This is a genomic window from Marinimicrobium alkaliphilum, assembly GCF_003259155.1.
In the GTDB taxonomy this organism is placed as follows: Bacteria; Pseudomonadota; Gammaproteobacteria; order Pseudomonadales; family Cellvibrionaceae; genus Marinimicrobium_A; species Marinimicrobium_A alkaliphilum.
This window is the reverse complement of sequence record NZ_QGMQ01000004.1, coordinates 37,441-49,029: the sequence shown is the minus strand read 5'-3', so window position 1 is coordinate 49,029 and position 11,589 is coordinate 37,441. Positions and strand designations below refer to the sequence as shown.

9 protein-coding genes are annotated in these 11,589 nt (G+C 60.2%); all 9 read right to left on the bottom strand.

From position 1 onward, the window contains the following. Nucleotides 1-73 precede the first annotated feature (73 nt). Genes DKW72_RS07660 through smc form a run of 9 tightly spaced genes read right to left on the bottom strand, consistent with a single transcriptional unit; the run spans nt 74 to nt 11,573 of the window. On the bottom strand, nt 74-778 hold the full coding sequence (locus tag DKW72_RS07660; RefSeq protein WP_111641763.1) for a DUF4194 domain-containing protein: 705 nt from the start codon (nt 776-778) through the stop codon (nt 74-76). Continuing rightward, complete coding sequence (locus DKW72_RS07655; RefSeq protein ID WP_111641762.1) at nt 759-2,264, bottom strand: Wadjet anti-phage system protein JetA family protein; 1,506 nt, start codon at nt 2,262-2,264, stop codon at nt 759-761. Before DKW72_RS07655 ends, DKW72_RS07660 begins: the two co-directional genes overlap by 20 nt. A 6-nt stretch (nt 2,265-2,270) precedes the next feature. Next, complete coding sequence (locus tag DKW72_RS07650; protein ID WP_111641761.1) at nt 2,271-2,549, bottom strand: DUF3012 domain-containing protein; 279 nt, start codon at nt 2,547-2,549, stop codon at nt 2,271-2,273. Between the two features lie 3 nt (nt 2,550-2,552). Further along, a complete protein-coding gene (hemB, locus tag DKW72_RS07645) occupies nt 2,553-3,551 on the bottom strand; it encodes a porphobilinogen synthase (protein WP_111642063.1) in 999 nt (332 codons plus the stop codon). Between the two features lie 31 nt (nt 3,552-3,582). Next, nucleotides 3,583-4,005 (bottom strand): hypothetical protein, encoded by a 423-nt coding sequence (locus DKW72_RS07640; protein WP_111641760.1) that lies wholly within the window; start codon nt 4,003-4,005, stop codon nt 3,583-3,585. A gap of 39 nt (nt 4,006-4,044) precedes the next feature. Next, entirely contained in the window at nt 4,045-4,641 is a 597-nt protein-coding gene (locus tag DKW72_RS07635) for a transglycosylase SLT domain-containing protein (RefSeq protein ID WP_232522351.1), read from the bottom strand. Further along, nucleotides 4,638-6,692 carry an NAD-dependent DNA ligase LigA gene (gene ligA / locus DKW72_RS07630; RefSeq protein ID WP_111641759.1) on the bottom strand — a complete coding sequence of 685 codons (2,055 nt, stop codon included), beginning with the start codon at nt 6,690-6,692 and terminating at the stop codon, nt 4,638-4,640. The genes DKW72_RS07635 and ligA overlap by 4 nt, the downstream gene beginning before the upstream one ends. A gap of 14 nt (nt 6,693-6,706) precedes the next feature. After that, the gene (gene zipA / locus DKW72_RS07625) at nt 6,707-8,020 is read right to left on the bottom strand and encodes a cell division protein ZipA (RefSeq protein ID WP_232522350.1); all 1,314 of its coding nucleotides are present in this window, start codon (nt 8,018-8,020) and stop codon (nt 6,707-6,709) included. A 43-nt stretch (nt 8,021-8,063) separates the two neighbouring features. Further along, entirely contained in the window at nt 8,064-11,573 is a 3,510-nt protein-coding gene (smc, locus tag DKW72_RS07620; protein WP_111641758.1) for a chromosome segregation protein SMC, read from the bottom strand. Between the last annotated feature and the right edge of the window lie 16 nt (nt 11,574-11,589).

The following is an 11,589-nucleotide window of genomic DNA, read 5'->3' as shown; positions in this document are numbered from 1 at the left end:
CAGGGACGTATTTACAGCGTGTCCCGCACCCCTTACCCCCAAGCCCGTAAACCTTCTTACGAAGCAACGACCCTTACGAAGCGAAAACCGACGCAGCAACAACCACGTCATCCGCCTCATCTGCATCCACCGGCTCCAGCTCATCCAAAGACTCCCGCACCGACGCCAACCACTCATTACTCACCAAATTCACAATCAACGGCCGAACCCGAATCCAGGTATCCGCCTGCTCCAGATCCGCCTCCTGGGTAAAATGCACCAAGCGCAACTGCCGCAAACGCCGGAACAACTGCCAGCGTTCCACCCGCGACTCCGGTAACGAACGGCGCAACAGATTCTTCATGGCCAAAGCCACCGCCTCCAGAGACAAGGTCACACAGCCCTGCTCGTCGATCGCGCCTTCACGCAAGGCCTTGTCATACTCCGCACGTAACACCAGAATCAGCGCCACCTCGCCCTGCCCCAGGCGCGTACGCAAGCCGCCATTAAACGGCTCATCGGACTCGTCTTCGAGCCCGGGAACGCGTGCGCCCGGGGGTATCAGGCGTACAAACTGAAAGTGCTCATCGTGTTGAAAGCGCACCCCGATAAGCGCCAAATACTCATCCACCAGCGGCGCAATCCGCACAAACTGATCATAGAATTCCGCTTCCACCTGGCTGTCGCTCCGGCACAAAACACCGTAATCCAACAAGCGTTGCAAAAGTGCGCGCCAATCACTCAGGTCGAGGCTGTGTTTGCGCAGTTGCTCTTCGAGATTAAGCGTCAGACTGCTCATGGGCGTCCTCAATCAATTCAATACGGTAATCATCCCGCGCGCTAAAATAGGGACCATCGCGCACCGCCGGGCTGGCATGCAAGATGCCCTCGGGCTGGTGAATATGAAAGCGAAAGCGCGATGACAGGTTTTCCAGCGCCCCCACCTCAATGGCACGGGCGAGACATAACAGCTCCTGCGCGGACTCGGCCCGCAGTTGCCGACTGCTGATGCTGCCGCGCTCGGCCAGGGCCGCGTGGATATACTGACGCACACCGCTGCCCTGCACACTGAAGGCCTGATCCAAGGCCTGCTGAATGAACAGCTGCTTCTGTGCCTCGGGGTCGAGCGCTGGGTCATCATCGACATTGACCCGCACCTGGCGTTTGCCGCGCCGTTCACGCAGCTGAATCTGGCCCGGGTCGATCAAACCCAGATGAACACCGCTCAACGCGTCCGCATGGGCGTCGAGCACCGTATCCTGTTGGGCGCGCTCCAGTCCACTGAGCTGCTGACACAGGCCCGCGATATCATCATTGCCCTGACTGTGAATGTAGGTGAGCTGACGAATAATAATATCCGCTCGCTGGGTGAAGGTGTTAAGCGCTCGGCGCAAAGCCGGCAGCATCGTCTCGCAGGCGTTCTTCAGGCGCGCCTCAATGGTTTGGAGCAGGCCTTCCAGAAGCGAACTGCCGGGCACCACCCGTTGCGGCAAGAGTTGCCGCAGGCGCAGCTCCATCACCGCACGCCAGTCCTTGTCTGCGGTTTCCGGGTCGCCTTGGCCGTATTTACGCTTGCGCCGAATGCGGGTAACAAGATCGGCGATCTGGTCACGGTATTTTTCCACGCTGTCCGCCGAAAGGCGCACCTCCAGGTCCGGCTTGAACACCTTGTCCATAAAGTCGAAAAACTCATCGGTGGCCTGCTGTACCAACTGGCGCGACTCCACCTCGCGCACCAGTTGCCGCTTACGCTCCTCCAGGTCGGCGATCACATCGGTGAAATCACTGATGATCCGCTCGGAGTATTCATAAGCATCGAGCAGATCGTGGACCTCGCCCCGGTCGTAAAAGGCCTGCAAGCTGTTGCGAGTATTGCGGGTGTTGCGGTTGCGTGTACGGAATTCGTTGCGCTGGCTGTCGGCGAAGGGCTGGGTAAATAGCCGACCCATCCGGGTAAAACCGTAGCTGCTTTGCAAACTGGCCTCGTCGACCTGCTTCTCCAGCCAACCGTGCTCAAGCAGCCGGTTGACAATAAACCCGGCCAGCTCGCGCTGGTTCTTGAAGCGCCCTTCCCCGTCGCTCTCGTCGGCATCGTCCAGAACCGGTGCGCGCGCGATCGCCTCCTTGAATATATCGAGCAACTGCTCACGTCCCAGGGCAATCCCGTAATCGCGCAGATCCGTGTAAAGCCGCTGATACAAAAGACGCAGACACTCAGCAACTACAGCCCGGTACTTACCGGTCAGCGGTGTGAAAAAATGCTCGCGCGAATCGGCAAAAAACATACTCGCCTAGTCGTACAAGCAGTGCTGAGAGAAGTCGCGAGTATCGTCTTCAGACCAGGTCATGCCGTCGATTTCAAGCATGGCATCACACCATTGCTCGGAGCCGCGATCGTAAGTCGAGGCATCCAACGCTGGCTCCTCAGGCACCGGCGGCTCTTCCGGCAGCGGTGCGGGCTGACTGGCCAGCCAGACAAGGCCCCCAATGACAAACAAAATGCTGACGCCAATCAGCAGATAGGCGGACCACATGGGGTTGGTTTTAAAACGTTCAATCAGCGTGGGCATAACTCAATCCTGAAGCCAGTCGGCCAGTTGTTCGGCGTAATAGGTAATGATGAGATCAGCACCGGCGCGCTTAAATGCGAGCAGGGTTTCAAGCACGATCGCACGTTCGTCGACGACGCCGGCGTTGGCCGCGGCTTTGATCATGGCATACTCACCGCTCACATGGTAAACCGCGAGTGGACGCTCGGAATTGGCGCGGATGTCGGCAATCACGTCCAGGTAGGCAATGCCCGGCTTGACCATCAGGATATCGGCGCCTTCTGCTTCGTCTTGCAGAGACTCCGCCAGCGCTTCCCGGCGGTTGGCCGGGTCCATTTGGTAGCTGTCGCGGGTACCTTTGAAGTTACTGTCAACGGCATCGCGAAACGGGCCGTAAAAAGCCGACGCAAACTTGGTGGAGTAGGACATGATAGGGATATGCTCAAAACCCGCCGCGTCCAACGCCTCGCGCAACGCGCTGATCATACCGTCCTGCATGCCCGAAGGTGCAATAATATCCACCCCCGCGCGCGCGGCGACCACCGCTTGCAACTGCAGGTTCGCCAGGGTTTTATCGTTGGCCACGTCCTCGCCTTCGACCACACCGCAATGACCGTGGTCGGTGTATTCGCAGAAGCAGTTATCGCTGATCACCAGCATCTCGGGCTGAGCCTGTTTGGCGGCGCGAATCATCCGCGCCATCAGTCCGTCTTCGTGCCAGGTATCCGAGCCGCAGGCATCCTTATGGGTCGAAACGCCGAACAGGAGTACCGCTCGAATGCCCTTGTTCCAGGCGCGCTGTACGACCTCTGCCAGCTGCGCCTCCGGGTAGCGGACTACCCCGGGCATACTGTCGATGGCCACGGGCGCCTGCGCGTCCTCTTCGACAAAAATCGGGAGTACCACATCACTGATGCGCAAGTGGGTTTCACGCACCAGCTCGCGCAGCGCCGAGGTGCGTCGCAAACGGCGAAAACGAAAAGCCGGAGGTGTCAGAGGCAAGCGGCTTGGAGATTCAGACATGATGGCAATAACCTTGGTGTCAGTGTGTGGTTTACAGCGCGAGGCCACCTTCGTGGCTCCATTCGCAGCGCACTTCCATGTCGCCTGAGCCGGGGGCATGAAAGTTGCCGGTGGACTCCCAGATAAACGTGTGCGTGCCCGCCAATTCCGTTTCCAGGTGTACCGTCGCGGACACCCAGTACATTTGACTCAACAGCGCTTCGAACTGGGCGATCCATTGATCCCATTCGTATTCCACAGCTTTATAGGAAGCCCCAAAGTGCATCACCGTGGTCTGGTAGCCGCCCAGGACTTCGGTTTGCGGAATCGAAAACATTTCCTGTGCGAGGAACGGCCACTCTTCGGCGTGAGGCAGCGCCAGCATGGCGGCACGATTGATCGCCACTCGCTCCCGGTCGGAAGGCAGCAAACGCACGTCTTTGATACAACCGTAAACAATGGACTCCTGATCCATAGTCACTCCGTTTTCACGCAAGATTGAGTCTGACCGGTATCAGCCACCGCGAAAGCGACGGCGACACCGGGACAATTGTTCATCGAAGCGCTTGGCGCGCTCATCGACCCGCCCGGCAACACCGATCAACCAGGCCTTGCTGTTGTAGCTGCCGCGACGGAATCCGCCGTGACCTTCATGGTAAGCCAGGTACAGGTTGCGGGCATCGTTAAGGGCGATATCGTTACGCTGATGACTCAGGCTGTTATACCAGCCGACAAAATCAATGGCGTCGCGAAAGTTACGTCGACTCGCCCAGGGATTGCCGCTGTCGCGCCGGTACTCGGACCAGACTTCGTTCTTAGCCTGGGCGTAACCGTGGGCGCTGCTCGCCCGCCGCCAGGGAATAAATCCGAGTAACTTGGTGCGCGGCGGGCGCGCCGAATACTGAAAACTCGACTCCTGATACATCATCGCCATCATCACCGGCACCGGCGTCCCCCAGCGGCGCTGAGCGGCACGAGCATCGGAGTACCAGCCCCGCTTCTCATCAAAAATATCGCAGACATTATCGATACTGCTCGGCTGGGCAGAGGTCGCACAACCCTGCAGGAGTGCCAGGGTGATCATCACCATCATCAAACGAATACCGGTCACCACTCTTCTCCTTGGCCATGCTCACGCAACAGGGACAGCAGCTGCGCTTCATCGCGAATATCGATACCCAAACTCTCGGCTTTCGCCAGTTTCGAGCCCGCGCCCGGCCCCGCGACCAGGCAGGTGGTTTTGGCTGAGACACTGCCCGCCACTTTGGCACCGAGCGCCTGTAGCGCCTCTTTGGCCTGATCCCGGGTCAACTGTTCAAGTGTGCCGGTCAGTACCCAAGTCTGATCGTTCAAGGGCAAGGCTTCGGCTTTGACCGGTGTTTGCTCGGGCCAGTTGACGCCCGCGGCCTGAAGTGCCGCCACCGCTTCGCGGTTGTGAGCCTGACGAAAAAATTCAGCCACAAAATGGGCAACCACCGGACCGACATCGCGCACCGCTTGCAGCGTGTCTTCCTCCGCCTGGGCGAGTGCCTCAAGGGTACCAAAATGACTGGCCAAGTTGCGCGCTGTGGCCTCACCGACTTCACGGATGCCCAAAGCGTAAATAAACTTCGCCAAGGTGGTCGTCTTGCTACTATCGAGCGCGACCAGCAGGTTCTCGGCGGATTTTTCGCCCATTCGCTCAAGGGACACCAGATTCTCTTTGCTCAGCGTGTAGAGATCGGCCACCGCTGTGATCAAATCCCGGTCAACCAGTTGCTCGACCAGTTTGTCGCCCAGACCATCGATATCCATGGCCTTGCGTGAGGCATAGTGTTTGATGGCCTCTTTGCGCTGTGCGGGGCAAATCAAACCGCCGTCGCAGCGGGCCACGGCTTCGCCGGGTACCCGTTCGACCGGCGAACTACACACCGGACAGGCCTCAGGGAAAACAATGGTTCGCGCGCTATCCGGGCGCTGGCTTTCGACCACGCCCACAATCTGTGGAATCACATCACCGGCGCGGCGGACAATCACGGTATCGCCGATCCTTACGCCGAGCCGTTCGATTTCATCCTGGTTGTGCAGGGTTGCATTGGAGACGGTAACGCCACCGACGAACACCGGCTCCAGGCGTGCCACCGGCGTCACGGCGCCGGTCCGACCCACCTGAAACTCAACGTCCAGCAAGCGGGTCATCTCTTCCTGAGCCGGAAACTTGTAGGCGATGGCCCAGCGCGGAGCGCGGGACACAAAACCCAGAGTCTGTTGCAGGTCCAGGCGGTTGACCTTAAAGACAATGCCGTCAATATCGTAGCTCAGCGATTGCCGGCGCGCACCCAGATCGGCGTAGTACGCCAGACAGGCATCAATGCCCTGAACTGCACGCATTTCACGGTTGATTTTAAAGCCCCAACGCTGCAGCGCGTACAGGACATCGGTGTGGGTCTCAGGCAAGGTTCCGCCTTCGACCAGGCCAACGCTATAGGCACACATTTCGAGCGGACGCTGCGCCGTGATGCGCGCATCGAGCTGGCGCAAACTGCCGGCTGCCGCATTGCGCGGGTTTACAAACACTTTCTCATCCCGCTCGCGGGCCGTCTGGTTCAGACGCTCGAACCCGGCTTTGGGCATATAGATTTCACCGCGCACTTCAAGGACGGCCGGGTAACCCTGCCCCATCAGCCGCAGGGGCACGGAGTCGATGGTGCGCACATTCTGGGTAATATTCTCGCCCGTGGTGCCGTCGCCGCGGGTCGCACCGCGCTCAAGCTTGCCGTCGCGGTACAGCAGGCTCACCGCGATACCGTCAAGTTTGGGCTCGCAGGCGTACTCAATCTCAGCGGTATCCTTCAAACGCTCCTGAATCCGGCGATTGAAGTTGCCCATATCCGCCTCATCAAAGGCGTTGTCGAGGGAGAGCATGGGCAGCTCGTGACTGACGGTTTCAAACGCGCTCAGCGGCGTACTGCCGACCCGTTGCGTCGGCGAATCCGGCGATACCAGATCGGGGAAATCGGCTTCCAGCGCCGCCAGACGCCGCATCAACCGGTCGTACTCGGCATCGGGAATCTGCGGCTCATCGAGCGCATAGTAGCGGTAATTATGGTCGTTGATCTGGGTCCGCAGCGCGTCCACTTCGCGCGCCGCGTCAGCCGGGCTTTCCGGGTGATTGTCGGACATTCTCGCTTCCAAACTCAATGATGGGGGCGCGATAGCTGTTTGCGCTCAAACTCGGCCACCCGCTGGCGGCAATGCTCCAGTGTCTGCCGGGTCATAATGCTGCGGTTTTCGTCCTTGAGCTCGCCCCCCAGTGCGTTGCTGATATCGCGGGCGGCGTCGGCCATCAGGTCAAACACCTTGATACTGCTGCCTTCAATTTCCAGCGGCAGGGTCATAAACAGGCTCACACCCGGCGTAGAGAACTCGTCCATCGTCTCGAGATCAAAGACCCCGGGCTTCACCATATTGGCCAGACTGAACAGAATGGGGCCCTTGCCCTTTTCGTCGCTGTGGCGGTGAAAAATGGCCATGCTGCCAAAACGCAGGCCACTGGCCAGCAGTGCGTCGAGCAGCGCGGGCCCGAGGAAGCGCTCGCCTTCCGGCGCCATGATATTGATCACCAGCACCTCTTCGGGGTCGGGGGGCGTTGGCGCGCTGCTACTGGGTTTAGTCGCGGCGGGGGCTTTTTGAGGCGGGGGCGTCGGCGCCGGGGCACGCGTTTCAGGCGGCTTGCTGCGCGGGGCCTTGGCCGCCAGGGCTTTGGCCCCGGCGCTGAACACGCTCTTGGCTTTGGCGGCGGCCGCAGAGGCCGCCGCAGACGCAGCGGCGAAGGGTTCATCGCGCTCGTCATGTTTCTCCGGGGCCTGCGCTACGGGGGCATCCAGGTCGTCTTCCTCGTCAGCATCAAAGGCCGAAAAGCTCGGCTCTATGCGCTTGCGCTCATCAAGGGTTTCCGGCTTTCGGCTCGGAGCCTCTGGGGTGGGCCGCTTGGCGGCGGCTGGCGGCACTGACTTGGGTGTGGAATCGGCCTTCTGGGCAGCGTCTTCAACGGACTCCATCAGCAGCGGTACCGCCTCGTCGAGGTTAAGGCTGCCTTGCTCAGGCATGTAACGCGTTGCTGGCGCGGGTGCCTCCGGCTCAGGCGCCTCCTCAACAGGGGCTTCGTCGACACCACTGTCGGCGGGCGACGTTTCGTCTGAATCGATAGCCTCGTCATCATCGACCGATGCCTCGAGGTCTTCATCTAGCGTGTCCTGGTCCTGCTCGACAGCGGTAATGGGTCGCGGTTTGAGTGTCACCTCGGGCGCCTCGCGATAGGCCACCACGCGCGCGCCGCCGTTGGGCAGCTCACTGGTGAAGTCATCCTGCTCGGCGCTGCGACTGCTGCCGCTGAGTCCACCGCGGGCCATACGCACACTGTCGCGCCGGGACTGACGCATACGGCGCACCCCATCGAGCACTATCCCGATAATCAGCAAAACGATAATGACCGTTAACCACTCGCGCATAACTCTGTCCTTTCCTGCTCAGGTCCTGACTCAGGCCTTCAGATTAAACCGCTGCCAATTCAGCCGCCTCGTCCACATCCACGGTCACCAGGCGTGAGACACCGGGTTCATGCATGGTAACCCCCATCAGCTGATGAGCCATCTCCATAGCGATTTTGTTGTGAGTAATATAAATGAATTGCACGTGTTGCGACATCTCCTCCACCATGCGCGCATAACGACCGACGTTGGCGTCATCCAGAGGCGCATCCACCTCGTCGAGCATACAGAAAGGCGCAGGGTTCAAACGGAAAATCGAGAACACCAGTGCAATCGCCGTCAGGGCTTTCTCACCCCCGGACAACAAGTGAATGGTGCTGTTACGCTTGCCCGGCGGACGCGCCATAATGGCGATACCGGTATCGAGTAGATCCTCGCCGGTAAGTTCCAAATAGGCATGGCCTCCGCCAAAGACTTTCGGGAACAGCTCCTGCAGGCTTTTATTGACCTGGTCGAAGGTTTCCTTGAAGCGTGTCCGGGTTTCGCGGTCGATTTTTCGGATCGCGTTCTCCAGCGTCTCCAGGGCTTCCAGCAGGTCATCGTTCTGGGTATCCAGATAATTCTTGCGTTCGGATTCGGTCTTGTACTCGTCGATCGCCGCCAGGTTGATCGGCCCCAGGCGTGCGATGCGCCCGGCCACCTGTTCCAGGGCCTGCTCCAGCGGTTGCAGCTCGGCGTCCTCGGGAAGCTCGCTCAGCAGAACCTCAATAGTGAAATCATCCTCTTCCAATTGCTGGGCTAAACCGGCGCGCTTGACCTCAAACTCCTGGGCCGCCAGGCGCTCGCGCTCCAGGTGCGCGCGCACAGCCTGAACCTCTTGCTCAGCACGGCTGCGGGCCTGTTCGGCCGCACGCAGACCTTGCTCGATGGTTTCCACACCCCGACGCGCCTCGCTCAACTCCTCTTCGACCGCCACCCGTTTGGCGAGGTTCGCTTCCAGCTCCAGCTCGTGCTCCTCTTGCGGGTCGCGGGTCTCGCCCAGCGACTCAAGCAATTGCTCACGTCGCTCCACCAGGCGCTGACTCTGCTCCTGCAGGCGGGCAATATTGACCCGCATACTGTCGAGCTGGGTTTTCAGGGACTGGTGACGCATGGCCAGCTCGTGTGCACGGTCCTTGTCGTGACGGGCCCGCTGACGCGCTTGATCCAGGGCGGTGCGAGCGTCGTCGCGTTGCTGCAACAGGCGCTCGCGTTCGTCGGTGTCCTGGCCCATGGCTTCAATGGCCTCGCTCAGGATCATGCGCGCCTCGGCCAGGCGTTCAGCCTCCTGATCCAGCTGCTCAGCGGCTTCGCGAATTTCGGTGTCGGTGCGCTCGCGGCGCATGCTGATCTGCTCGATTCGGGCCTGACGGGCACTCAGCTCCGAGCGCAGCTCGCTGTAGCGGCGATTTTGGTCGTCAGCACTGCGACGCAGGTTTTCTCGCTCCTGCTCCAGCGCCTTGACGGACTCCCGACCCTGGGTGAGCTTTTCACTCAAAGCGGCGACCTCCGCCTCGACCTGCTCAATCTCGGCGGTCAGTTCTTCCAGCTCCTGACGTCGGGCAATCACGCCCGAGGTCGCGTCGGTATCCCGCGCGACCCGCAGCCACTGTGGGCCGAGCCAGAGGCCGTCGCGGGTCACTACCGACTCGCCGGGCTCCAACTGATCGCGTAGGGCCAAGGCACCGGCCAGGTCCTCGGCGGTATAAATGCCGTTGAGCAAGCCACTGACCTCAACATCGGCACTGACTTTGTCGCTCAGGCGTTCGGCTTTGCTTCCGGTGCGTCCCGGTGCCGCCACGCGGGTATCAAAAAGGACCAGCTCGCCCTGGGTCAGCTCGCCCAGCAAGCCAGCAACGGCATCAACGCCGTCCACGCACACCGCTTGCAGGGTATCGCCCAGCACGGTTTCCAGGGCCTGATCCCAACCCTCGGCCACGGTGAGCGTCTCCGCCAAGCGCGGTTGGGCATCCAGTTGCCGGGCCTCTAACCAGTCACTGACCGCTTCGCTTTTCTGGTTCAAGGCGGCTTGCTGGAGGGCTTCGAGCGAGGCGTGGCGGCCACGCATGCTCTGCAGGCGACTGCGGACGCTGTCCAGTTCATCACTGGCGGTATTGTTGCCGGTACGCTGCTGGTCCAGTTGATCGTTGATTTCCTCAACCCGCCCGCGTTGCTCTTCAGCGGCCAACTCCTGTTCCGAGAGCTGCTCGCGCAGCAGGTTCAGCTCTTCGTCGTTGTCATCACCGCCCAGGCCGGCTTTTTCCTCTTTCAACTTTTCAATGCGCTGCAGCAGGCGTTGCTGGACCTGCTCCAGATGCTGGATGCGCGACTGCTGCACCTCGGCCTTCTGGCGAGGCTCAGCCGCACGCTGGTTGAAGCTGTCCCACTCACTCTGCCAGCGCTGCATGGACTCTTCTGCCGTCTGCAAAGTGTCGCCGGAATCGTCTTCGGCGGCGCGGACCAGCGCCAGCTCCGGCTCAATTTCGAGCAACTCTTCTTCCCAACCTTCAATCTTTTGGGTGTCCGCCTGCAGGCTTTCTTCCGCCTCTTTCAGGTCGCGATTGGCCTGATCCAGGTCCGTCTGCAACTGCCGGCCGCGCTCTTTACTGTGCTGAATGGTCTGCTCAATACGGGCAATATCTGCACCAATGGCGTAATAGCGGCCCTGGACCTCGTTGAACTTGTCACTGAGTTCGGTGTACTGAGCCCGGTATTTTTCAATTTCCGTATCCTTGCTCACCTGATCGGTGACGAAGGACTCCATACGCAATTCCAGATCGCGAATGCCCGCCTGCTTGGCTTTCGCCTGCAAGTCGAGTTGCCGGTACTTGAGGGCCTGCAGCTGCGCCTTGAGTTGCCGCTCCTCTTTCTTGAATTCTGTGTACTTCTCGGCAGCCTGGGCCTGACGGTGTAAGCGCGACAGCTGGCGTTCCAGCTCGTCGCGGATATCGGTCAGCCGCTCGAGGTTTTCCTTGGTACGCCGGATGCGATTTTCGGTGTCGCGACGGCGCTCCTTGTACTTGGAGATGCCCGCCGCCTCCTCGATGTAGACGCGCAGATCTTCAGGTTTGGCTTCGATCAGCCGGGAGATCATGCCCTGTTCGATAATGGCATAGCTGCGCGGCCCGAGACCGGTACCCAGGAAGATATCGGTAATGTCCCGGCGGCGGCACTTGGCGCCGTTGAGGTAGTAGTGATTCTGGCTGTCGCGCGTGACTTTACGTTTCACGGAGATCTCCGTGAAACTACCGTACTCCCCTTGTACCGTGCCGTCGCTGTTGTCGAACACCAGTTCGATGGAGGCCTGACCGACCGGTTTACGGCCGTTTGAGCCGTTGAAAATGACGTCAGTCATGGACTCGCCGCGCAGGTTTTTGGCGGACGACTCCCCCATCACCCAACGCACGGCGTCAATGATATTGGACTTCCCGCAACCATTTGGGCCGACCACGGCACAGAGGTTGCTCGGAAAATTCACCGTCGTGGGGTCGACGAACGATTTAAAGCCAGCCAGCTTGATACACTTGAGGCGCATAGATCCGTATTCTCTT

Coding starts and splice junctions, on each gene's coding strand:
- DKW72_RS07660 (WP_111641763.1), bottom strand. CDS start 778: ATGAGCAGTCTGACGCTTAATCTCGAAGAGCAACTGCGCAAACACAGC.
- DKW72_RS07655 (WP_111641762.1), bottom strand. CDS start 2,264: ATGTTTTTTGCCGATTCGCGCGAGCATTTTTTCACACCGCTGACCGGT.
- DKW72_RS07650 (WP_111641761.1), bottom strand. CDS start 2,549: ATGCCCACGCTGATTGAACGTTTTAAAACCAACCCCATGTGGTCCGCC.
- hemB (WP_111642063.1), bottom strand. CDS start 3,551: ATGTCTGAATCTCCAAGCCGCTTGCCTCTGACACCTCCGGCTTTTCGT.
- DKW72_RS07640 (WP_111641760.1), bottom strand. CDS start 4,005: ATGGATCAGGAGTCCATTGTTTACGGTTGTATCAAAGACGTGCGTTTG.
- ligA (WP_111641759.1), bottom strand. CDS start 6,692: ATGTCCGACAATCACCCGGAAAGCCCGGCTGACGCGGCGCGCGAAGTG.
- zipA (WP_232522350.1), bottom strand. CDS start 8,020: ATGCGCGAGTGGTTAACGGTCATTATCGTTTTGCTGATTATCGGGATA.
- smc (WP_111641758.1), bottom strand. CDS start 11,573: ATGCGCCTCAAGTGTATCAAGCTGGCTGGCTTTAAATCGTTCGTCGAC.